Raw genomic sequence first — 22,588 nt, 5'->3', positions numbered from 1 at the left:
GCGTTAGTCGCTCGCACGCGGCGGATGGTTCCCGGCGATTTTCAGCGAAGGGCCGGGAGGCGTACGTCCACCCGCAGTCCCGGCCCCGCGTCGCCGAGCGTGACCGTGCCGCCGTGGCGCCGCACCAGCTCGCGGACGATCGCCAGGCCCAGCCCGGAGCCGCCGGCGTCGCGGGCCCGCGCGTCGTCGAGCCTGGTGAAGCGGTCGAAGACCCGTTCCCGGTCGGCCTCGGGGATGCCCGGCCCGTCGTCCGCAACGGTGATCATCCGGTGGGTTCCGTCGGCACTCACCGTCACCTGAACCCGGGACTTCGCATGCCGTACGGCGTTGTCGAGCAGGTTGCCGACGACCCGGCCCAGCGCGTCGGGCTCGCCGGTGACCTCCATCGGCGCGGCCGGGCGCACGTAGGTGACCGACGGATACCGGTCCGCGACGTCGCCGACCAGCGCACCCAGGTCGACCGACCGGAACGGCGCCGCGACGGCCCGGCGGCCTCCGTCGTCGGCGCGGGCCAGCAGCAGAAGGTCGTCGACGAGCCGGCTGAGCCGGTCGACGTCGGTGAGCAGGTCGCCGGTGAGCGCCTGCCAGTCGGTGTCCGGCAGCCGCTGCGCGACCTCGAGTTCCGTACGCATGTTGGTCAGCGGGCTGCGCAGCTCGTGCGCCGCGTCCGCGACGAAGGCGCGCTGCCGCACCCGGGCCGACTCGAGCCGGTGCAGCATGCCGTTGAGCGTGACCGCCAGCCGGTGGATCTCGTCGCGGGACTCGGGCAGCGGCAGCCGGCCCTCGCGTGTACCGCCGGTGATCTCCTCGGCCCCGGCCCGCAGCGCGTCGACCGGGTGCAGCGCGGCGCCCAGGGCCCGCCACAGCACGAGCGCGAGCAGCACGACCAGCAGCGGGAACGTCGTGAGCAGGGTGATGGCGAGGATGCGGACGCCCTGGCTCAGGTCGCTGGTGGACCGTGCGACCAGCACGCGCAGCGGCTGGGTCGGCGGGCCCGCGACGACCATCACCACCCGGACGTCGCCGTCGAGCCCGATGCGGCTGCCGGGGATCTCCTGCACCTCCTCGTTGGTGAGGCCGCGCAGCTCGTCGTCGTACAGCATCGGGGTCAGCTGGTTCGCGCCGGCCGACACCCAGCGCACCCGGCTCTGCGCGTCGATCACCTGCACCTGCATGGACGGGTTGACCTCGATGAACTGGTTCGGGTTGAGCAGCCCTTTGTTGATCAGATCGGCCACGCCGCGGCCGGTGTCGCGCGCCTCGGCACTGACCGCGCGCAGCAGCGCGTAGTTGAGCACGCCGACCAGCAGCACCCCGCCCGCCGCGAGCCCGAGCGTCAGGGCCAGCACCGAGACCAGCACGAGCCGCGCCCGCAGGCTCATCTCGCGGAGGCGCCTCATCCAACGGCCGCCAGCCGGTAGCCGGCGCCGCGCACGGTCTCGAGCCGTTCCCGCCCGATCTTGCGGCGCAGGTAGCCCACGTAGACCTCGACCGCGTTCGGCGCGGTCTCCACCGCCGCGTCCCACACGTGGTCGAGCAGCTCGATCTTGCTGACCACCTCGCCGGGGCGGCGCAGCAGATACTCGAGCAGGGCGAACTCGCGGGCCGTGAGCGTCACCTCCTCGCCGGCCACCGTCACCCGCCGCTCGGCCGGGTCGAGCTCGACGTCGCCGTGGCGCAGCACGACCGGCCGTTCGTGCACGCCGCGGCGCAGCAGGGCCCGCAGGCGGGCGAGCAGGACGACGTACGAGAAAGGTTTGGTCAGATAGTCGTCGGCGCCGCAGTCGAGGCCGTCGGCCTGGTCGTACTCGCCGTCCTTGGCCGACAGCATCAGCACCGGCACCCAGTTCCGCTCGGCCCGCAACTGCCGCACCACCCGATAGCCGCTGAGCCTGGGCAGCATCACGTCCAGAATCATCGCGTCGTAGCCGCCGTGCCGGGCCATCTCGAGCCCGTCCTGCCCGTCGCCCGACACGTCGACCGCGAAACCCTCGGCCTGCAGCCCGCGCTGCAACGCGGCAGCGAGCCGCGCCTCATCCTCCACCACCAGCAACCGCACCCCCTTACCTTGGCATGGAAGGGTCCCCCCCTAGGGGCGGCTCTCAGCCCGGTCACAGCGGCTCCGGCGCACTCTGGTGACAGATCAACGGGAGGTGGACATCGTGTCCGTGTTCAAGTCAAGGCCGGCGCTGCGCTGGCTCGTGCCGTCGGCCGCGGCGGCGGTCGTCATCGGGGGTGGCGCCGCTGCGGGGACGATCGTTGCGAACGCCGATCCCGCGCTGCCGGAGCGCAGCGCCGCTCAGCTTCTGGTCGACCTGCAGAACGCCAAGGTCGACGGTCTTTCCGGCACCATCGTGCAGAGCGCCGACCTGGGTCTGCCGAAGATCGCCGGGCTCACCGACGAGGCGTCCGGCACGGCCGGGCTCGCGAACCTCGTCGCGGGCAGCAACACCGCCCGGGTCTGGTACGCGGGCGAGGAGAAGGCGCGGCTCGCGCTGGTGGGCACCGCCGGCGAGACCGACGTCATCCGCAACGGCGCCGACGTGTGGTTCTGGCAGAGCAGCGACAACTCGGCCACCCATCTGAAGGTGCCGGCCGGCGCGGAGCACAAGCCGCAGTCGCTGCCCACCGGCGTGCCGAGCACCCCGCAGGACGCCGCCGACGCCGCGCTGGCGGCGATCGACGACTCCACGAAGGTGACCACGACCGGCGCCGCCGAGGTGGCCGGCCGCGACGCGTACGAGCTGGTGCTCGAGCCGCGCGCGCAGCAGTCGCTGGTCGGCCAGGTGCGCCTGGCCATCGACGCCGAGCAGCACATCCCGCTGCGCGTCGACGTGTACGCGAAGAACGCCACCAGCCCGGCCATCCGGGTGGCGTTCCAGCAGATCAGCTTTGACAAGCCCGACCCGCAGCAGTTCGTGTTCAACCCGCCGCCGGGCGCGAAGGTCACCGAGACCGACGCGAGCAAGCTCGAGCGCGACGCGGAGAAGGCTGCCGAGCAGCACGAGAAGGCCGGCGCCGCGAAGCTGCGCGGCGGCGGCAAGGCGCCCGAGGTGATCGGCGAGGGCTGGGCGTCGGTCGTCACGGCGAAGCTGCCCCAGGCCAAGGGCAAGGACGCCGAGCAGGTCGACGGCATGCTGGGCATGCTGCCCGAGAAGAGCGGCACGTGGGGCAGCGGCCGGCTCTTCGCCGGGTCCCTGTTCAGCGTGCTGATCACCGACGACGGCCGGGTGTTCGCCGGAGCGGTCGCTCCGGAGACGCTCTACGAGGCCGCCGCCAAGAAGTAGCACTCCACGAGTTCTAGAACTCTCCGCTGAAGTATGGAACACTCGGCGGAGAGTTCTAGAACAATGGAGGCTGCGATGACCACCTTGATGATCGAGCCGGCCGCCGGTCGCTTCGGCGATTACGGCGGCCGGTTCGTGCCCGAGTCCCTGGTGCCGGCGTGCGGGGAACTGGCCGCGGCCTTCCGGGACGCGTGGGCCGATCCGGGATTCCGGGCCGAGCTCGACGAGCTGCTCGCCGTCTATGCCGGACGCCCGACGCCGCTCACCCCGGCCCGCAACCTCTCCGCCGAGCTCGGTATCGAGCTGCTGCTCAAGCGCGAGGACCTGGCGCACACCGGCTCGCACAAGATCAACAACGTGCTGGGGCAGGGGCTGCTCGCCCGCCGCATGGGCAAGCGCCGGCTGATCGCCGAGACGGGCGCGGGTTCGCACGGCGTCGCCACCGCCACCGCGGCGGCGCTGCTCGGCCTCGAGGCGACCGTCTACATGGGCGAGCGGGACATGGAGCGGCAACGGCTCAACGTGCTGCGGATGACCACGCTGGGCGCCGAGGTCGTCCCGGTGACGACCGGCAGCCGCACACTCAAGGACGCCACCAACGAGGCGATGCGCGCGTGGGTCGCCGACGTGGACGGCGCGCACTTCCTGCTCGGCTCGGTGGGCGGCCCCCACCCGTACCCGTGGATGGTCCGGGAACTGCAGCGGGTGATCGGCGAGGAGGCGCGCCGGCAGGCCCCGTACGTGCCGGACGTGGTGGTGGCGTGCGTGGGCGGCGGCTCCAACGCGGCCGGCACGTTCGCGGGCTTCGCCGACACGGGCGCCCGCCTGGTCGGCGTCGAGGCTGCGGGCGGCGCGGCGCTGACCGACGGCGCTCCCGGAGTGGTGCACGGCGCCCGCTCGATGGTGCTGCAGGACGCCGAGGGCCAGGTCGCCGAGGCGCAGTCGATCGCGGCCGGCCTGGACTATCCCGGCGTCGGACCCGAGCACGCGCACCTGGCCGCGACCGGCCGCGCCGAGTACCACACCGTGAAGGACGACGAGGTGGTCGCGGCCGTGCGCCGGCTGGCCCGCGCCGAGGGCCTCATCTGCGCGCTGGAGTCGGCGCACGCGGTGGCCTGGGTGCTGCGCGAGGCCGGCACGCCGCTGCTCCCGGCGGGTACGCGCGTGCTGCTCACCCTCTCGGGCCGCGGCGACAAGGACATGGCGACGCTGGGGGACGTGGCATGAGCGACTGCACCGGAGCAAGCGAAGCGGTCGTAGGGCCAGGAGGGCATGCCCCGGGAGGTTCAGCATGAGCGACTGCACCGGAGCAAGCGAAGCGGTCGTAGGGCCGGGAGGGCATGCCCCCGGGAGGTTCAGCATGAGCGACTGCACCGGAGCAAGCGAAGCGGTCGTAGGGCCAGGAGGGCATGCCCCCGGGAGGTTCAGCATGAGCAAGCTGCTGGTGCCCTACCTGACCGCCGGCGTCACCGCCGACTGGATCGACCACCTCCTCGCCGTGCAGGACGCCGGCGCGGACGCCATCGAGGTGGGGCTGCCGTTCTCCGACCCCGTGCTCGACGGCGTCACCATCCAGCAGTCGACCGACCGCGCCCTCGCCCGCGGCGTGACGGTCGCTTCGATCCTCTCCGAGCTTTCGGCGGTACGAGATCGCGTGCGCGTGCCGTTGATCGCGTTCACGTACGCCAACCTCGTCTTCCGCCCCGGCCCGGCCGCCTTCTGCCGGTCGCTCGCTGACGCCGGGTTCCGGGGGCTGATCATTCCCGACCTGCCGCTCGACGAGGCGGGGGCGGTGGAGGATGCAGCCGCCGCTGCCGGTGTGGAGCTGACGTTGCTGGTCGCGCCGGTCACGCCGGACGAGCGCGTGGCCGAGATCGTCGCTCGCAGCCGGGGGTTCATCTATGCGATCAGCCGCATGGGGACCACGGGGGAGCAGCGGGAGCTGGCCTCGTCGGCGGCCGCCCTGGCCGGGCGGATCAAGGCCGTCCAGCGGGAGGCTCCGGGTGGGGACGGGCGTCTGCCGGTGCTGGTGGGGTTCGGGATCGCCGGGGTGGATCAGGTGGTCGCGGCGGGGCGCGCCGGGGACGGGGTGGTGGTCGGCTCGGCGTTGATGCGTAGGGTGCTGGACGGGGCCACGGCGGGCGACCTCGGAGCCGAGGTCGCGGCCATGCGCGCGGCCCTGGACGGACTCGACCGGGAGGACAGCGCTGACCGCACCGCGTACGCCGAAGTATCAGGTCATCGCGGCTGACCTGAGCACGAAGATCCGGGGCGGGGAGCTCGCGCCCGGGTCGGCCCTGCCGCCGCAGAAGGAGCTGAGCGCGCGCTACGGCGTGACTCTGGCCACGCTGCGGCAGGCGCTGCAGCAGCTGGAGGCCGACGGGTTGCTCTCGCAGCAGCCGGGGCGGGGCACCTTCGTGGCGGAGCCGCGGGCTGCCTACCGGCTCGACTCGCTGCGGGGCTTCGCCGAGGACCTGCGCGCGCAGGGGCTGCTGGTGGCCACCCAGATCCTGGGGCAGGAGGTGGCCGAGCCGCCGGCGTGGGCCGCCGCCCGCTTCGGCGATCGGCTGCCGGCCGTACGCCTGGAACGTCTGCGGCTGCTCGCCGGGCGGCCGGCCGTGCACCAGGTGTCGTGGATCCGCGGCACGGCGCTGGCCCGGGCGGACCTGAGCGGCACGTCGCTGTACGCCGCGCTGGCCGACCACGGCGTCGCGGTGCACCGGGCGAGCGAGTCCGTGCGGCCGGGCGCGCTCGACGAGGCGACGGCCATCCTGCTGCGGCAGCCGGCGGGAACGGCGGCGTTCCTCTCCGAGCGCGTCACCTATGGCCTCGACGACCGCGCGCTGGTGGCCGACCGCGCCACGATCCTTGGCACGATGCTCGAGATCCGCACCGAGCGCGCCGTCACCGGGCTGTCGGTCCAGTGGGCGCACCTGACGTAGCGGCTCAGCCGGCGTAGCGCTTCTCGGCGCGGGCGCGGGCCTTGGCGGCCTCGACCTCGCGGTTCTTGGGCGGGGCGGTGGTGACCAGCGCGTCGAGCAGCTCGGTGGTGGCGGCGGCGACCGCGGCGACGGCTCGGTCGAACGCCTCCTGGTTGGCCTGCGACGGGCGGGTGCTGCCGGCGACCTTGCGCACGTATTGCAGCGCCGCGGCCTGGATCTCGTCGCGGGTGGCGGGGGGCTCGAAGTTGTGCAGCTGGTGGATGTTGCGGCACACGGCGCAGGCCTCCTCGGTCGGGGTGGGACGACTGTCAAACTACGCCTGGGGTACGACGAAACTACATTTGAAGGCATGGCGCACTGGTACGAGTCCTCGATCGACCGGCAGCTCCGGGAGGCGACCGAGCGGGGCGAGTTCGAGAACCTCGACGGCACGGGCAAGCCGCTGCGCGGCTACGGCGAGGAGTACGACGAGGACTGGTGGGTCAAGGACTGGCTGCACCGCGAGGGCGCGACCGCCGGGGTGATCCCGCCGACGCTGGCGCTGCGCCGCGAGACCGAGGACCTCGAGGACAGGGTCGACCGGCTGCGCACGGAGCGGGAGGTGCGCGACTACGTGGCCGGCCTCAACGAGCGCATCAGCAAGGCCCGGGTCGGGTTGATGGACGGCCCGCCGGTGGTGCTGCCGCCGTTCGACCCCGACCGGGTGGCCGAGGGGTGGCGGGAGCGGCGCTCACGCGGTTGAGCGGATGTCGAGCGGGTCGGCGGTCAGCGTGTCGCAGTGGACGTACGCGAGCCGGATCGTGACGTCGGTGAACCACAGCACCGGCAACGTCAGCGGCGGCGGCTGCTCGGGGGTGAACGTGACCGGGATCAGCCCGAACAGCTTGCCCTTGAACTCGGGCGTGTAGAACTTCACGTTCCCGTCGGTCACCAGCTCGTTGCTGCGGATGACCGTGCTCGCGCCGCCGGGCTCGGCGATCGTCAGCGTGAAGGGCTTGTTCACCGCCTTGTCCATGCTGAACTGCAGCGCCTCGACGGTGCCCTTCGCGGTGCGCAGGTCGACCACCCCGTCGTACGTCGAGTCGTACATCGTCAGCGAGCCGACCTTCATCACGCCCGGCTCGGCGGCGACCCGGGGCAGCCCGTCCGCGTCGGCCTCGAGGCCGAGCACCCGAGCGCCGAGGCAGGGGATCTGCTCGCCGGCGCTGGTCGGGGGCGTGGCCGGAGCCGAGCGGGTGGGGGACGCGGCGGCGGTCCGCGAGGGGGCAACGGGAGCCGAGGTCACCGGGGCGGACGTCGCGGGGGCGGACTTCGACGGCGACGGCGACGGCGACGTGCTCGGAGCCGGCGACTCGTCGCCGCCGATGCCGAGCAGGTTGCCGAGGCCGTCGAAGAAGTCGCCGATGCCGTCGACGATCGGGTTCCCGGTGCCGTCGTCCCCCTGGCCGGTAGTGGGGGTGGACGACGGCGACCGAGTACCGGGACGCGCGCTCGGGGCGACCGGCGACGAGCTGCCGGGGGCGGGACTGCCGGTGGACGGGGCGCCGGAAGCGGCCCGGGACGGAGGCGCCGGCGCCGAGGAGGTCACCGAGGTGCGGGACGGGAGCCCTTCGGGACACTCCTCGGCGCGGGCGGGCAGGCCGCTCCCCGCCACCAGCAGGCCGCCGGTGAGGGCGACCAGCAGCAGGCCGACGGAGAGCGCCCGCGGGTTCTTTCCGATGCCGTCGCGGGGCTTCTCGAGACCCGGGACGATGGTGGAGTCCGACGCCGGAGCCGCCGGAGCCGCCGGAGCCGCCGGAGCCGCCGGGGCGTCGGGCTTGGAGCGCGTACGCGGTGGTCCCCAGGCGATGACCAGCGCGCCGCCGACGATGCCCAGCAGCATGCCGGCGAGGAAGCCGCCCAGGTTGAGCCCGATGAAGGTGTAGAGCGCGGTCAGCAGGCTCACGATGCCGTAGAAGAGCCGCTGCGCCGGGCTGAACCAGGCGAGCACCCCGCAGAGCAGCAGCAGGAGCGGCAGCAGATAGGACAGGAACCCCTGCGGCCCGAGGTGCACCTCGAGGTTGCCCAGGTTCATGTTCGCCGTGTAGAGCAGCTCCACCGCCGCCAGCACGAGAAGGAGCCCGCCCCAGAAGGGCCGCCCGCGCCGCCACTGCCGGAACCGTTCGCGGGCGCTCATCCCTGGTAGCACTCCTTGCCGCTCTCGCCGAGGTAGAGCTTGAGGCTCATGCCGGTCAGCTTGAACGTCGAGGCCGAGGTCATGTACGCCTTCTGCTTGAGCCCGACGATCGTCACGTCGGTGGCCTGCTGGCCGAACGAGCCGACGTCGCCGTGCTCGTCCTCGCTGCCGTCCGCGTCGAGCGTCGAGGCGTCCTGGCCGATGTCGATGTTCTCGAACGTCGCGTCGCCGCTCAGCTCGGACATGCCGATCAGCAGGTTCTCCGCCTCGGCCGGGTGGTCGGGGTCGGCGCCCGCCTCGATGCGCAGCACGACCGGGCCCGCCGCCACCGACTGGCAGAGCTTGTAGATGTCGGCCGTCCGGATGCCGGACATGGCGGCCACCACGTACCTCTCGCCGGTGCTCTTCTGCACCTGCTCGGTCGGCAGCTTCTTGCTGTACTGCGTGAACCCCTCACCGACGAGGCGGTCGGCGGTCAGCTTGAACTGGGTGCCCGACACCGAGAAGCTGGCGGCCAGCGCGCCGTTGGCCAGCGCCACGACCAGACCGCCGGCGACGACGGCGGGCACACCCACCGCCACGGCGAAACGGCGCCAGTCGGTGCGTCCGTACGCCGGATCGCCTTGCGCATCGCTCACGGTTTCCTCCAGGTGGAGTGAGGCTCGTCTATGCCGGTCGTCGACGTGCGGGAAATGTTGCTCCTGCGGCCTTCCGTGGACAAGGTGCCGGTTTACTCGCCAGTAACCTTCGGCGTCCGCAATCTCGTTACTCACCGTTACTGTGATGGCGGTAACTGTCCGGAAAATGCGGCGGCGAGAAGCTGTGATCGTCACCACGTGTATAAGCGACCGCGCAGATTACGGATCAGTAACGAAACCCAGGGTGTTCACAGGAAGCGGTGTTAACGACTGGAGCGACCAGTTGAGACGTACGCCCGGAGGACCCCCCGATGAGCTCCAGCACCACACCCACCCGCGCCCGCCGGCCGCGCGCCCTGGCCCGGCTCGGCGGCGTGCTGGTGCTCATCGGCGCACTCGTCGGCGTGACCGCCGTCCCGGTCGGCGCGGTGCTCATCGCGGGCGCGCACTGGAGCGAGAAGCAGCACGACGAGCTGCCCGCCCAGCTGCTCGACCCGCCGGCCGCCCAGCTCACCCGCGTCTATGCCAGCGACGGCAAGACACTGATCACGACGTTCTACGACCAGGACCGCCACGACGTCTCGCTCGCCCAGATCGCCCCGGTGATGCAGAACGCGATCGTGGCGGCCGAGGACACCCGCTTCTACTCCCACGGCGGCGTCGACCTCAAGGGCGTCGCCCGTGCGCTGGCCTCCGACGCGCGCAGCGGCAGCGCCGAGCAGGGCGCCTCGACGCTCACCATGCAGCTGGTGCGCAACGTGCTCAAGGAGGACCCGACGCTGACGGCGGCCGAGCGCGCCGAGGCGACCGAGGACACGCCCGCGCGCAAGCTGCGCGAGATTCAGTACGCGGTCGAGCTCGAGAGCCGGCTCACCAAGAAGCAGATCCTGCAGAACTACCTCAACATCGTCTACTTCGGCGACGGGGCGTACGGGATCGAGGCCGCGGCCCGGCGCTTCTTCGGCGTCAGCCCCGCCAAGCTCGACCTCGCCCAGGCCGCCCTGATCGCGGGCGTCGTGCAGTCGCCGGACGCCTACAACCCGATCGGCGGCGACCGGGCGCAGGCCAAGGTGCGGCAGGGCTACGTGCTCAACGCGATGGTCAAGGCGGGTCTGATCACCGAGGCGCAGCGGGCGGCGGCGGCGCGCGAGAAGCTCACCTACTCGGGCAGGACCCAGCCCAACGGCTGCATCGACGCCACCGGCGACGCCGACGGGTGGGGCTTCTTCTGCGACTACTTCGAGCGCTGGTGGGACACGCAGGCACAGTTCGGCGCCACGAAGACCGAACGGGAGAACGCGCTGCGCCGCGGCGGCTACACGGTGGTCACCACGCTCGACCCGGACGTGCAGAAGGTCGCCGCCGAGCAGTCGCGCCGGGTGTACCCGCTCGACAACAAGAAGACGCTGCCGATCGCCGTCGTGCAGCCCGGCACCGGCAAGGTGCTCGCGCTCGCCGTCAACCGGCACTACGGCACCGCCGACTCGATCATCGACACGGTCAACCCCCTGGTCAGCGGCGGGGGCAGCGTGAGCGGCTACCCGTCCGGCTCGACGTTCAAGATGTTCACGATGCTGGCCGCGCTCGAGGCCGGGATGCCGCTGGACACCGGGTTCGACTCGCCGTCGAAGCTGGTGACCGAGTGGCCCGACTCGGGGCCGGACAGCTGCGACGGGCGCTACTGCCCGGGCAACGCCAACCCCGGCTGGATGGACGGCTACCGCACCATGTGGGACGCGTTCGGGCGCTCGGTGAACACGTACTTCGTGCACCTCGAGGAGCAGGTCGGGCCGGACAAGGTCGTCGAGATGGCCAAGCGGCTGGGCATCAGCTTCAGCGCGCCCGCCGACGCGCGGATGGCCGCGGAGAGCGCCGCGTCGTGGGGCTCGTTCACGCTCGGCGTGGTCGACACGACCCCGCTCGAGCTGGCGTCCGCGTACGCCACCGTCGCGGCCGAGGGCACGTACTGCGCGCCGCTGCCGGTCGCGTCGGTCACCGGCTCGGACGGCGGGCACGTGAACGTGCCGAGCACGTGCAAGCAGGTGCTCGACCCCGAGGTCGCGCGCGCCGCCACCGACGCGGCCCGCTGCCCCGTCGGGCAGCAGAGCGCGGCGGGCCGGTGCAACGGCGGGACCGCCGAGCAGGTGGCCGGCATCTTCGGCGGCCTCGACGTGGCGGGCAAGACCGGCAGCACCGAGGACAACCGCACCGAGACGTTCGTCGGCTTCACCCCGGCGATGGCGGCGGCCGGCATCGCGAACGACCCGGCCAACCCGTCCGACCTGGTCGGCAGCGCGGTCGAGTCGCGGGTCGTCACGGCCGTCGCCCGCACGCTGCGGGCCGCGGCAGGCGACGGCGACCAGCGGTTCACCGCGCCGGGCAGTGCCACGACGTACGGCCGATAGAGCGAGGCGAAGGAGGCGGTTGCTCAGCGCCGGGGGGTTTCCTGCCGACAGGAACCGTGTGACCGCTCCGCACGAGCAGCTCCGCCCGGCCGCGCTGCCGGTCCTGGCCGCGGTCCGGTCATGATCGGGCGGTTCGCGCTCACGAGGCTGAAGTACCGCGTGGCGGGCGGCTTCGCGATCCTGCTGCTGCTGTTCCTGGCCCTGATCGTCGCGCACTTCGTCGTCACCGAGCGGCAGCGGCTGCGGCACGAGGCGCACGTGCAGCGGGTGGAGTTCGTCCGCGACACCAACCGGGCCGTGCTCCAGCACCTGACCGATGCCGAGACCGGTGTCCGCGGGTTCCAGCTCACCGGCGAGACCGCGTTCCTCGAGCCGTGGATCAGCGGCCGGGCCGGCGCGTTCGGTGCGCTGCAGCGGCTGGACGCCGACCCGCTCGACGCCGGGACCGCCCGGCTGGTCACCGTCGAGCGGCAGGCCGCCGACCGGTGGCTCTACGGGTACGCGATCCCGATCGTCAACGCCGGGGTGGCCGACGCCGACGCCGCCCGGGCGGCCCGCGGCAAGGACCTGTTCGACCACATCCGTACGGCCAACGCCGACGTGCTGGCCGCGGTCGAGGACTACGAGCAGCGCGTCGGGCGGCGCGAGCGCACCGGCGCCCAGCTCGCCGCGCTGCTGTTCGCCGGGCTCGCCGCGCTGGTGGTGGCCGCCGGTGCCGGGCTGGCGATGCTGCACCAGCGGCACCTGCTCCTGCCGCTCGAGCACCTGCGGCTCACGCTGCGCCGACTGGCCGACGGTGACCTGTCCGCCCGCGCGGTGCCCGCCGGGCCGGGCGAGCTGCGCGCGGTGGCCGGCACGCTCAACGACCTCGCCGCCGAGACCGAGCGGCTGATCACCGCCGAGCAGGCCCGGGTCGCGCGCGCCGAGCTGCGCCAGGCGGTCACCGCGCTGCTGCAGGAGGAGAACTCCGACCCGGCCGCGGTGGGGCGGCGCTTCACCGGGATGCTCGCCACGACGCTGGACGCCGATGCCGCGTACAGCCGCATCACGATCCGGGCCGGCGAGCCGATCGAGGCGCACTGGCCGGAGCACGCGCCACCCCTCGACCCGGCCATCGCCGAGCAGGCCCGCTCGTGCGCGCCCGGCAGCTCGCTCGAGCCGGCCGGCGCGCCGGGCGCGCTGGTGATCCCGCTGAGCGGCGACGCCGGCTGCGCGCCGGGGCTGATCTGCCTGCTGCGGCCCGCGCGCCCGGAGTGGTCGCCGGAGGAGCGGCGGCTGCTCATCGGGCTCGGCCGCGAGATCGACCACGCCGCCCGTCAGGAGCGCCTGCGGCTGCGCCAGGAGCGGCTGATCAACGAGCTGCGGATGCTCGACGAGCAGAAGGACGTCTTCGTCGCCACCGTCACCCACGAGCTGCGCACGCCGCTGACCAGCATCCTGGGCTACAGCGAGATGCTGGTGGAGGACGACGGGCACGCCGCCGGGCTCTCGCCGGTGCAGCGGCGCGGCATCGAGGCGATCCGGCGCAACGCGCACCGGCTGCGGGACACGGTCGCCGACCTGCTGCTGCTCGACGGCGGCGGCGAGCGGACCGGCGCCGAGGCCGTGCCGGTCGACCTGGCCCGGCTCGCCGGCGAGGCGCACGCCGCGCTGCGGACCGCGGCCCTGGCCAAGGACCTGGTGTACGAGCTGGTCACGGAGCCGGCCTGGGTACGCGGCGACGCCGTGCAGCTCGAGCGGGCCGTGCACAACCTGCTCGACAACGCCATCAAGTTCACCCGGCCCGGCGGCCGCCTCGAGTGCCGGCTCACGGCCACCGGTGACCGGGCCGTCGTCACGGTCACCGACACCGGCATCGGCATCCCCGCCGACGACCTGCCCGGGCTGTTCACGCCGTTCCACCGGGCGGCGAACGCGATGGATCAGGCCGTGCAGGGCAACGGGCTCGGCCTGGCGATCGTGCGCACGATCGTGAACGACCACGGCGGCACCGTCACCGCGCGCTCCGAGCTGGGCCGCGGCAGCACGTTCACGATGACGCTGCCGCTGATCCGGGCGCAGGCGCAGAGCGTCGCAGCGCCGTCCAGATCCGGTCACGCGTGAACGGCAGGTCGGTCAGCCGCACGCCGGTGGCGTCGCGCAGCGCGTTCGCCAGCGCGGGCGCGACCGGGTTGAACGGGCTCTCGCTCATCGACTTCGCGCCCAGCGGGCCGATCGCGTCGTCCGTGGCGGCGAACAGCACCTCGGTGCGCGGCACGTCGGCGAACGTCGGCAGGTGGTACTGCCGCAAGCCGGTCGTGGTGACCTGACCGTCGGCGCCGATGTCCACGTGCTCGGCCAGCGTCGCGCCCAGCGCCTGCGCCACGCCACCCTCGACCTGGCCGCGGCACTGCAGCGGGTTCAGCACCGTGCCCGCGTCCGCGCTGTGCACGCTGCGCAGGATCCGCAGCTCGCCGGTGTCCGGGTCGACCGCGATCCGGAACCACTGCGCGTTGAAGGCCACCGACCGTGGGCTGCCGCCCCAGTGCCCCTCGGCGCGCAGCGGCCGCGGCGCCCGGGCCGCCAGCTTCCCGAGCACGGCCTCGGTGAGCGGGGCGTCGCCCGCCGCGGAGCGCAGCAGCGCGTGCAGGCCGCGGGCGGCGTGCAGCACCGCCCGGCCGGCCACGACCACCCCGGTGGAGCCGAACGCCCCGGTGTCGTGCCGGACCGCGTCGGTGTCGGACTGCCGTACGGTGATCCGGTCCGCCGTCGTGCCCAGCGCGTCGGCCGCGATCTGCGCGTGCACGGTGGTGCTGCCGTTGCCGAACTCGGCGGTGCCGACCGCGATCTCGAACCGGCCGCCGGGCAGCAGCGTCGCCGTCGCGTCCGCGAAGTGGCCGCCGGGCGGCCCCGCCGCGATCATCGCGATCGCCATGCCCTCGCCCACCGCCCAGCCTTCCGGCGCCGCCTCGGCCGGTTCCGCCGCGGCCGCCCGGAGGTGCCCGAGGCACTGGTCGAGGCCGTACGACGCGATCGTCAGGTCGTCGGCGTGGTCGCCCGGCGCGGTCAGCCGTTCGCCGGGCCGCACCACGTTGCGCTCGCGGAAGGTGATCGGGTCGATCCGCAGCCGGCGGGCCAGCTCGTCGAGCGCCGACTCGACGGCGAACGACACCTGCCCCAGCCCGTAGCCGCGGAACGCGCCGGCCGGCACGGTGTTGGTGTAGACCGCGCGGGCGTCGGTGCGCATGTTCGCGCAGCGGTACACCGCGACCGACTCGTGGCAGCCGTGGTACATGACCGACGGGCCGTGGTTGCCGTACGCCCCGGTGTCCGAGACGACGTCGAGCGACAGCGCCGTGAGCGTGCCGTCGGCCCGGGCGCCCGCCTTGACGGTGACCGTGAACGGATGCCGGGTGGTGGCCGACGTGAACTGCTCGGCGCGCGTGTACTCGTGCCGCACCGGCCGCCCCAGCCGCAGCACGGCGAGCGCGACCAGATCCTCGACCAGCATCTCCTGCTTGCCGCCGAACCCGCCGCCGACCCGGCCGGCGATCACCCGGACCCGCTCCGGCGGCAGGTCGAACAGCGTGGCGAGCGCGCGCCGGGTGAGGAACGGCGTCTGCGTGCTCGTCCGGATCACCAGGCGGCCGTCGTCGTCGAGCCGGCCCACCGCGCCGTGCGTCTCCAGGCTCGCGTGCTGCACCCGGGGCGTCCGGAACGTCTCCTCCACCACCTCGTCGGCCTCGGCGAAGCCCGCCTCGACGTCCCCGAGCGCGGCGTGCATCTCGCCGACGACGTTGCGCGCGGCGCCCGGATGCAGCTGCGGCGCGCCCTCGGCCATCGCCTCGGCGGGGGAGAGCACGGCGGGCAGCAGCTCGTAGTCGACGACCAGCGCGCGACATCCCGCCTCGGCCGCCGCCTCGGTGGTGGCGACGACCGCGGCGACCCGCTGACCGGCGAAGCGCACCACGTCGTCGAGCACCCGGGTGTCCGCCGGGTCCTCGCTCGCGTGCTCGTGCTGTGCGGTGGAGAACCGCTTCGCGGGCGCGTCGGCGTGGGTGAGCACCAGCTCGACGCCGGGCACGGCGAGCGCGGCCTCGGTGCGGATCGCGGCGATCCGCGCGTGCGGGTGCGGCGAGCGCAGCACCTTGAGGTGCAGCACGCCGGGCACGTCCACGTCGAACGTGTAGCGGGCGGCGCCGGTGACCACCTCGCGGCCGGCCGGTGCGCCGAGGCTCGCGCCGACCGCCTGGCCGGGCGCGGGCTCGGCCACGTTGACCGTGCCGGCCAGCGCGTCGGCGATCGCGCGGTAGCCCGTGCACCGGCAGAGGTTGCCCTTGAGCGCGCGGGGCAGGTCGTCGCGCTGGTCGTCGGAGAGCGCCGCGGCCGTCATGATCAGGCCGGCGGTGCAGAACCCGCACTGGAACCCCTGCGCGTCGAGGAACGCCCGCTGCACCGGGTGCAGGCCGCCGGCGCCGGCCAGCCCCTCGATCGTGGTGACGGCGCGGCCGGCCGCGCGGAACGCCGGATAGACGCACGAGTGCACGGGCACGCCGTCGACGTGCACCGTGCAGGCGCCGCAGTCGCCGGTGTCGCAACCCTTCTTGACCCCGAAGCAGCCCTGTTCGCGCAGGTAGGTGCGCAGGCACTGCCCGGGCCGCGGCGCGCGGTCGTGCTCCACCCCGTTGATCTTCATGCGACCAGCTCCGCGCGCACCTGCTCGGCGTACAGCCGGGTCAGGTGCCGCCGCCACGCCGGAAGCCCGTGCACGTCGTCGACGTACGCCTCCGGGCCGATCCGCTCGGTCAGCGCGACCTGGAGCAGCTCGGCGCCGGGCGGCTCGGGGAAGACCAGCACGTACGGGCGCCTCGTCGCGGCCGTCACGGTCAGCACGAGGCCGCGCCCGGCAGCGCGCCCGATCACCAGCACCCCGGAGCGGCCGTGGGCGTGAAGAGAGCCCTGGCGGTACGCGGTGCGGGCGCCCAGCGAGGAGGCCGGCAGGTGCATCGAGCGCAGCAGCTCGCCCTCGCGCAGCACGGTCGTGCCCTCGCCGGTGACGAAGTCCGCGACGGCGACGGTCCGCTCGCCTCCGGGGCCCTGCAGCAGCACGGTGCCGCCGAGCGCGGCGCCCAGCGCGATCATCGGCCCGGCCGGCAGCGCGGCGCAGAGGTTGCCGCCGACGGTCGCCACGTTCCAGATCTTGAACGACGCGAGGAACGCGTGGCAGCACTTCTCGGCGATGTCGTGGCCGCTCGCCGCCAGCTCCGCGATCGTGCAGGTGGCCGCGATCTCCAGACCGTCGTCGCGCGAGGTGAGCGCGGGCCACCCGGCGGTGGTCAGGTCGAGCAGCCGCCTCAGGTGCGGGCGCGGCTCGCCGAACAGCGCCGTGCCGCCGCCCAGCCACGCGTCGCCCGGGCGCCACTGGCCCACCCGGGCCGGGCTGATGACTTCGGCGACGGTGTGCAGGTCCACGTCCGTACGCTACGCGCGCCGCGTTCGGTGTCAGTGAAGGATCAGTGTCGTTGCTGCTACGGTGGCGGCCCACAGCACGTAGAGCAGCACCGGCCGGCGGGGCACCTCGATGTCGGGCGGCGGCGGCAGCGGGCTGGTCTCCAGCGCGCGGATCCGCGCGTCGCGCAGCGCCGCCACCAGCTGGTCCGCGGTGCGCTGGTGCGCCGCCGAGGGCCACGGCGGCGGCACGGGCACGGTGAGCACAGCTTGTCCGGCGGTGAGCAGGACCGTGCCCCCGTCGTCGTGCACGATCGCGCTGTCGGTGGCCCAGGGCTCGCGGTTGCGCTCGCGGAAGCCGATCGCCGCGACGCCGCCCGCGTGCCAGCGCAGCCGGGGGCGCAGCTGGGCGCGCCAGCCGTACTCGAACCCGGCCGCCCCGGCGATCGCGGCCGCCACGACCAGCACCGCGCGCGGCAGCCCCGCCAGCAGCGCCAGCTCGCCCACCCCCAGCGCCGCGCCGAGCCCGATCACCAGCGTCGCCGTCCAGGCCCGCTGCGGGGCGATCCGGTGCTCGCGGGGCTGGAACGCGCCGGCGTCGCGGTCCGCGGGGCGCAGCGCGTCCGGGTCGACCAGCTGCTCCTCGTCGTCCTCGATCTCGCGGGGCAGCCCCTCCACCACGTCGTAGGGCACCACGACCACGTCGCCGACCGGGCCCACCGGCACGTGCAGCCGGTCGCCGACCTCGAGCGCGCACCACGAGCCCGGGCGCGGGTCGCCGTAGAGCACCGCGGCCTCGGTGTGCACGTCGTCCTCGTCGTGGCGCGGCTCGGGCTCGGCCACGTCGAAGGCGAACTCGCGCGCGGTGCGCCCGTCCTCGGCGGGCAGCAGCACGTGGACGTACCCCTCCTGCTCGACGGCGCGCACCGAGTGCACCGGCTGCGGGGTCGTGAACAGCCGGCGCAGCGCGGCCTGGTGCCGCACGGCGCGGGCGAGCAGCGCGCACCCCAGCCCGAACGCGGCGATCGTGGCGGCCAGCCAGGGCACGGCGGCGTCGTCCACGCCGACCCACACCACGCCGCCCGCGGCCACGACGAGCAGCGCGAAACCGGCGACCTCGGCGGGGGCGGCGACGTGCGGGAGGGCGTACGGGCGAGGGGGCCGGCGGTGCGGGACGGGCAGCGGCGGCGGGGTGCGGTCCGCGCGGGCGACGAGGACGGCGACCAGCGCGTACGCCCCGACCGCGAGCACCGTCGGCAGGCCGGTCGCGAGCGGGCTCCACAGCACCGCGCCCAGGATCGCGGCGCAGGCGGCCGCGGGGCGGTGTGCGTAGACCATGACCGCGGGCGCGAGCAGCACGCCCAGCCCCACCCAGCGGGCCGCCTCAGCCGGGTCGGAGGGCCCGCCGAACAGCCCGAAGACCAGCAGAAACACGACCAGCCCGGCGGCCGGCACAAGGGTCTGGACCCGGAGCAGGGGACGCATGCCTTCATGGTCATCGACGGCGCCGGGCCGCGCGGCCACTTTTCGCGTATACGTATACTATATTGCTATGCCGAACAAGACGATCTACGTCGCGGACGACGACCTCGCGCTGTTCGCCCGGGCGCAGGAGCTGTCCGGCGGCAACCTCAGCGCGACGATCACGGCGGCCCTGCGACGCTACGTCGAGGTCGAGGAGGGCCGCCGCCAGGGCTACGACGAGATCACCGTCAAGGTCGGCCCCGGCGCCGGGCGCAAGGTGCGCTTCAGCGGCGTGCTGCTGGGCGAGTGGGGACGCTCGACCAGCCGCACCGCCGAGGTGTTCCGGGTCTTCCGCAGCCAGAAGGGCAAGCTCGTGGTGCACACCGAGCGGTCGCCCGAGCACGTGTGGTCGGGCGACGACGCCCGGCAGGAGGGCGGCTGGCTGGGCGTGCTCCAGTCGTACTTCACGCCCAACCAGACCTGGGGCAGCACCCAGGGCGAGGCCACCCTCGAGGTCTACGACACCGCCGAGGAGCTCGGCGAGCACATACCCGCCGAGCTCTTCGAGCTGATCAAGGCGACGCTGGAGCAGCCCGCCGTCGAGGACCTCGACATCTGACCCGTCGCGGCCTACCGGACGTAGTGGGCGAGGTCCTCGATCAGGCCCGGCCCGGTGGGCTCCCAGCCCAGCAGCTCCCGCGTGACGGTGCTGGAGGCGGGGCTGTCGCCGGCGAACATCGGCCCGATCCAGCCGAAGTCCTCCGGCGCCGCCGGGCCCGTCGGGAGGCCGAGCCCGCGGCCGATGGCCTCGGCGATCTCGCGGGCGGTGATCGCCTCCTCGGCGACGCCGTGCAGCACCGCTCCGGCCGGCGCCTTCTCGACCGCGAGCCGGAACAGCGTGGCGGCGTCGTCGCGGTGCACGGCGGTCCAGCGGTTCTCGCCGGTGCCCACGTAGCCGGCGACCCCGCGCTCGCGGGCGACCGCCACCAGGACGGCCGCGAAGCCGTGGTCGCCGGCGCCGTGCACGCTGGGCGCGAGCCGGACGACGATCGGACGGACGCCCCGGTTCTGCAGGGCCAGCGCGGCGGCCGCGGACTGCTGCCGCGGGTGGGCCGTCGCGGGGTCGGGCTGGTCGTGCTCGGTCGCCACCCGGCCCGGCGTGATCCCGAGCGTGCCCGAGGCGATCGCGAACGCCTTGCCCGAGCCCTCCAGCGCCTCGCCGATCGCCTCGATGGCCGCGCGGTCCTTGCGCAGCGAGTCCGCGAAGTTGCCGAAGTCGTGCACGAACGCCAGGTGGATGACCGCGTCGGACTGCCGGGCGCCCTCTTGCAGCACGTCGAGCGTGTCGAGGTCGCCGCGCAGCACCTCGGCTCCCGTTGCGGCGACGGCCTGCGCCGAGGCGTCCGAGCGGGCGAGGCCGAGCACCTCGTGCCCGTGGCGGAGAAGCTCGGGAACGACCGCGGAGCCGATCCAGCCGGAGGCTCCGGTGACGAAGACGCGCATGGTGTTTCCTCCTATGTCAGCGACTGACATGACCGTACGCCCGGATGTCAGTCGCTGTCATCGGTCGGCACTGTGATGTCAGCGACTGTCGTCGCCTAGGATGGCCCGCATGGGACGCTGGGAGCCGAACACGCGGTCCCGCCTGCGACAGGCGGCAATGGACCTGTACGCGTCGCGCGGCTACGAGCGCACCACGGTCGCCGAGATCGCCGCGCACGCCGGGCTGACCGAGCGCACCTTCTTCCGCCACTTCGCCGACAAGCGGGAGGTCCTGTTCGCCGGCTCCGGGGACCTGCAGGAGCTGCTGGTCGCCTCGATCTCCCTCGAGGCCGGCGGGCCGCTGCCCGCTGTCGCCGCCGCCTTCGAGCGGGCCGCCCTCGACTTCTTCCCGCCGGTGTCGTTCTCCCGCCAGCGCCAAGCGGTGATCGACGCCAACCCGCCACTGCAGGAGCGGGAGCTGGCCAAGCTGCATGCCGTGGCTGCCGCGCTCACCGAGGCGCTGCGCTCCCGCGGCGTGCCCGCGCTGGCCGCCGCCCTCGCCGCCGAGGCGGGCGTGGCCGCGTTCCAGGTCGCCTTCGCCCGCTGGGTGGCCGACCCGGCCGACCGCGACCTCGTCCTCCACGTGCGCGAGGCCTTCACCGCCCTGCGCGACGTGGCCGCCCCGGAAGGCTCGCCCGCCTCCGCGTCGCCCGCCTCTTCCGAGCCCGCCCCTTCCTAGGTCGCCTCCCCTTCCCGGCCGCCCTCCTCCCGGCTGCCCTCATCGTCCGGCCGGCCCTTCCTCTGGACCGGTCCGGCCGAGGGACCCCTTCCGAGGGATGAAGCTGAATTTTCTTCGGGATTTCCGGTACATTGCCGGGCCATGGACGCAGACGTCATCGTCGTCGGGGCCGGCCTGGCCGGGCTGGCCGCCGCCCACGAGCTCACCGCCGCCGGCAAGCGCGTCGCGCTCGTCGACCAGGAGAACGCGGCCAACCTCGGCGGTCAGGCGTACTGGTCCTTCGGCGGCCTGTTCCTCGTCGACACGCCCGAGCAGCGCCGCCTGCGCGTCGCCGACTCGTTCGACCTGGCCTGGAACGACTGGCTGGGCAGCGCCGGCTTCGACCGCCTCGGCGACGAGGACTCCTGGGGCTACCGGTGGGCCCGCGCGTACGTCGAGTTCGCGTCGGGGGAGAAGCGCGCCTGGCTGTCCTCGCTGGGCATGAGCTGGCTGCCGACCGTGGGCTGGCCGGAGCGCGGCAGCCTGAGCGCCGACGGGCACGGCAACTCGGTGCCGCGCTTCCACGTCACGTGGGGCACCGGCACCGGGGTCGTCGCGCCGTTCGTGCGGTCCGTGCAGGACGCCGCGGCCCGGGGCCTCGTCGCGTTCCACCATCGCCACCGGGTCGACGAGCTCCTGGTGGAGAACGGCACAGTCACCGGCGTACGCGGAAAGGTCCTCGCCGCCTGCGACGACGCCCGCGGCAAGCCCTCCAGCCGGGAGGAGGCGGGCGACTTCACGCTGACCGCCCAGGCCGTCGTGGTCGCGGCGGGCGGCATCGGCGGCAACCACGACCTGGTCCGCCGCTACTGGCCCGCACGGCTCGGCGAGCCCCCGCGCACGATGATCACCGGCGTTCCCGAGTACGTGGACGGCCGCATGCTCGAGATCTCGGCAGGCGCGGGCGCGCGCCTGGTCAACCGCGACCGCATGTGGCACTACACCGAGGGCATCCAGAACTTCGACCCGATCTGGCCCGCCCACGGCATCCGCATCCTGCCCGCCCCGTCGTCGATGTGGTTCGACGCGCTCGGCCGCCGGCTGCCCGCCCCGTGCCTGCCCGGCTACGACACGCTCGGCACGCTGAAGCACCTGCGGACGACGCCGGACATCGCCCCGTACGACCACTCGTGGTTCATCCTCACCCAGCGGATCATCGAGAAGGAGTTCGCGCTCTCCGGCTCCGAGCAGAACCCCGACATCACCTCCGGCGACAAGCGGGCCTTCTTGCGGGAGCGCATCCTCGGCAAGGGCGCTCCCGCCCCCGTCGAGGCGTTCAAGCGCCGCGGCGCCGACTTCGTGGTCGCGAACACGCTCGACGACCTGGTCGCCGGCATGAACAAGCTGACCGACCAGCCGCTGCTCGACGCCGCCCGCATCCGCACCCAGATCGAGGCCCGCGACCGGCAGCTGGCCAACCCGTACAGCAAGGACGCCCAGATCCAGGGCATCCGCAACAGCCGCCGCTACCTCGGCGACCGCATCGGCCGCACCGCCGTGCCGCACCGCATCCTCGACCCCGCCGCGGGCCCGCTGATCGCCGTCAAGCTGCACATCCTCACGCGCAAGACGCTCGGCGGCATCCAGACCGACCTGGACTCGCGCGCCCTGGCCGCCGACGGCACCCCCGTCCCCGGCCTCTACGCGGCCGGCGAGGTGGCCGGCTTCGGCGGCGGCGGCGTCCACGGCTACAACGCCCTGGAAGGCACCTTCCTGGGAGGTTGCCTGTTCAGCGGCCGCGCCGCCGGCCGGCACCTGGCCCGCACCCTCTGACGTCCCGGTCCGCGGCCGGCAGCACTAGGACGTCCGCTGTTGCCGGCCGCGGATCCTCGGCCGGTCTCCCGCGGCGCGACGGTCTGATCCTGGCCGGTCTGCGGCGCGACGGTCTGATCCCGGCCGGTCTGCGGCGCGACGGTCCGGCGCCGTCGGCGTGCGAGGCCGCGACCAGCGCCGATTCCGGGCGGTCTTCCGCGGCGCGCTGGTTCGGGT

19 protein-coding genes are annotated in these 22,588 nt (G+C 73.8%); 10 read left to right on the top strand and 9 right to left on the bottom strand.

Annotation, left to right across the window (positions count from 1 at the left end; translation table 11 throughout):
• Positions 1 to 41: 41 nt before the first annotated feature.
• Together ACSNN8_RS22615 and ACSNN8_RS22610 are read right to left on the bottom strand one after the other, a co-directional pair.
• Positions 42 to 1,400, bottom strand: coding sequence for a sensor histidine kinase (locus tag ACSNN8_RS22615; RefSeq protein WP_436651271.1), 1,359 nt, complete (start codon positions 1,398 to 1,400; stop codon positions 42 to 44).
• Positions 1,397 to 2,059 carry a response regulator transcription factor gene (locus ACSNN8_RS22610; protein WP_436651270.1) on the bottom strand — a complete coding sequence of 221 codons (663 nt, stop codon included), beginning with the start codon at positions 2,057 to 2,059 and terminating at the stop codon, positions 1,397 to 1,399. Before ACSNN8_RS22610 ends, ACSNN8_RS22615 begins: the two co-directional genes overlap by 4 nt.
• 103 nt (positions 2,060 to 2,162) lie before the next feature.
• Between ACSNN8_RS22610 and ACSNN8_RS22605 the strand changes: the two genes are divergently transcribed.
• From ACSNN8_RS22605 to ACSNN8_RS22590, 4 genes are all read left to right on the top strand, one after another.
• On the top strand, positions 2,163 to 3,287 hold the full coding sequence (locus ACSNN8_RS22605; protein ID WP_436651269.1) for a LolA family protein: 1,125 nt from the start codon (positions 2,163 to 2,165) through the stop codon (positions 3,285 to 3,287).
• Positions 3,288 to 3,362: 75 nt separating this feature from the next.
• Entirely contained in the window at positions 3,363 to 4,514 is a 1,152-nt protein-coding gene (trpB, locus tag ACSNN8_RS22600) for a tryptophan synthase subunit beta (RefSeq protein WP_436651268.1), read from the top strand.
• 202 nt (positions 4,515 to 4,716) lie between these two features.
• Positions 4,717 to 5,538, top strand: coding sequence for a tryptophan synthase subunit alpha (trpA, locus tag ACSNN8_RS22595; protein WP_436651267.1), 822 nt, complete (start codon positions 4,717 to 4,719; stop codon positions 5,536 to 5,538).
• Positions 5,495 to 6,229, top strand: coding sequence for a GntR family transcriptional regulator (locus ACSNN8_RS22590; protein ID WP_436651970.1), 735 nt, complete (start codon positions 5,495 to 5,497; stop codon positions 6,227 to 6,229). The genes trpA and ACSNN8_RS22590 overlap by 44 nt, the downstream gene beginning before the upstream one ends.
• 4 nt (positions 6,230 to 6,233) lie before the next feature.
• On the opposite strand, the gene ACSNN8_RS22585 is transcribed toward ACSNN8_RS22590, so the two are convergent.
• A complete protein-coding gene (locus tag ACSNN8_RS22585) occupies positions 6,234 to 6,503 on the bottom strand; it encodes a DUF2277 domain-containing protein (RefSeq protein WP_436651266.1) in 270 nt (89 codons plus the stop codon).
• Between the two features lie 75 nt (positions 6,504 to 6,578).
• Here ACSNN8_RS22585 and ACSNN8_RS22580 point away from each other — a divergent pair, with 75 nt between their 5' ends.
• Complete coding sequence (locus ACSNN8_RS22580) at positions 6,579 to 6,971, top strand: DUF1992 domain-containing protein (RefSeq protein WP_436651264.1); 393 nt, start codon at positions 6,579 to 6,581, stop codon at positions 6,969 to 6,971.
• Here the strand turns inward: ACSNN8_RS22580 and ACSNN8_RS22575 are convergent.
• Together ACSNN8_RS22575 and ACSNN8_RS22570 are read right to left on the bottom strand one after the other, a co-directional pair.
• Positions 6,960 to 8,405, bottom strand: coding sequence for a DUF6114 domain-containing protein (locus ACSNN8_RS22575; protein WP_436651263.1), 1,446 nt, complete (start codon positions 8,403 to 8,405; stop codon positions 6,960 to 6,962). The genes ACSNN8_RS22580 and ACSNN8_RS22575 overlap by 12 nt on opposite strands.
• Positions 8,402 to 9,043 (bottom strand): DUF6230 family protein, encoded by a 642-nt coding sequence (locus ACSNN8_RS22570; RefSeq protein ID WP_436651262.1) that lies wholly within the window; start codon positions 9,041 to 9,043, stop codon positions 8,402 to 8,404. The genes ACSNN8_RS22575 and ACSNN8_RS22570 overlap by 4 nt, the downstream gene beginning before the upstream one ends.
• A gap of 311 nt (positions 9,044 to 9,354) precedes the next feature.
• On the opposite strand from ACSNN8_RS22570, the gene ACSNN8_RS22565 reads away from it, so the two are divergent.
• Positions 9,355 to 11,448 (top strand): transglycosylase domain-containing protein, encoded by a 2,094-nt coding sequence (locus ACSNN8_RS22565; protein ID WP_436651261.1) that lies wholly within the window; start codon positions 9,355 to 9,357, stop codon positions 11,446 to 11,448.
• 120 nt (positions 11,449 to 11,568) lie between these two features.
• Positions 11,569 to 13,551 (top strand): sensor histidine kinase, encoded by a 1,983-nt coding sequence (locus ACSNN8_RS22560; RefSeq protein ID WP_436651260.1) that lies wholly within the window; start codon positions 11,569 to 11,571, stop codon positions 13,549 to 13,551.
• Here the strand turns inward: ACSNN8_RS22560 and ACSNN8_RS22555 are convergent.
• From ACSNN8_RS22555 to ACSNN8_RS22545, 3 genes are read right to left on the bottom strand one after another with little or no spacing between them, the layout of a single operon-like run.
• Positions 13,478 to 16,123, bottom strand: coding sequence for a molybdopterin-dependent oxidoreductase (locus ACSNN8_RS22555; RefSeq protein ID WP_436651259.1), 2,646 nt, complete (start codon positions 16,121 to 16,123; stop codon positions 13,478 to 13,480). The genes ACSNN8_RS22560 and ACSNN8_RS22555 overlap by 74 nt on opposite strands.
• Positions 16,120 to 16,899, bottom strand: a complete 780-nt coding sequence (locus ACSNN8_RS22550) for an FAD binding domain-containing protein (RefSeq protein ID WP_436651258.1) — start codon at positions 16,897 to 16,899, stop codon at positions 16,120 to 16,122. The genes ACSNN8_RS22555 and ACSNN8_RS22550 overlap by 4 nt, the downstream gene beginning before the upstream one ends.
• Positions 16,900 to 16,929: 30 nt before the next feature.
• Complete coding sequence (locus tag ACSNN8_RS22545; RefSeq protein ID WP_436651257.1) at positions 16,930 to 18,360, bottom strand: hypothetical protein; 1,431 nt, start codon at positions 18,358 to 18,360, stop codon at positions 16,930 to 16,932.
• Between the two features lie 67 nt (positions 18,361 to 18,427).
• Here ACSNN8_RS22545 and ACSNN8_RS22540 point away from each other — a divergent pair, with 67 nt between their 5' ends.
• On the top strand, positions 18,428 to 18,958 hold the full coding sequence (locus ACSNN8_RS22540; protein ID WP_436651256.1) for an EXLDI protein: 531 nt from the start codon (positions 18,428 to 18,430) through the stop codon (positions 18,956 to 18,958).
• Positions 18,959 to 18,969: 11 nt separating this feature from the next.
• On the opposite strand, the gene ACSNN8_RS22535 is transcribed toward ACSNN8_RS22540, so the two are convergent.
• A complete protein-coding gene (locus ACSNN8_RS22535; RefSeq protein WP_436651255.1) occupies positions 18,970 to 19,842 on the bottom strand; it encodes an SDR family oxidoreductase in 873 nt (290 codons plus the stop codon).
• Positions 19,843 to 19,951: 109 nt separating this feature from the next.
• Here ACSNN8_RS22535 and ACSNN8_RS22530 point away from each other — a divergent pair, with 109 nt between their 5' ends.
• Positions 19,952 to 20,560 (top strand): helix-turn-helix domain-containing protein, encoded by a 609-nt coding sequence (locus ACSNN8_RS22530; RefSeq protein WP_436651254.1) that lies wholly within the window; start codon positions 19,952 to 19,954, stop codon positions 20,558 to 20,560.
• A gap of 141 nt (positions 20,561 to 20,701) precedes the next feature.
• Positions 20,702 to 22,372 carry an FAD-binding dehydrogenase gene (locus ACSNN8_RS22525; RefSeq protein ID WP_436651253.1) on the top strand — a complete coding sequence of 557 codons (1,671 nt, stop codon included), beginning with the start codon at positions 20,702 to 20,704 and terminating at the stop codon, positions 22,370 to 22,372.
• The last annotated feature ends 216 nt before the right edge of the window (positions 22,373 to 22,588 follow it).

Source organism: Actinoplanes sp. URMC 104 (genome assembly GCF_051386375.1).
Classification (GTDB): Bacteria; Actinomycetota; Actinomycetes; order Mycobacteriales; family Micromonosporaceae; genus Actinoplanes.
The sequence above is the reverse complement of the archived record's forward strand: the minus strand, read 5'-3'. Positions and strand labels throughout refer to the sequence as shown.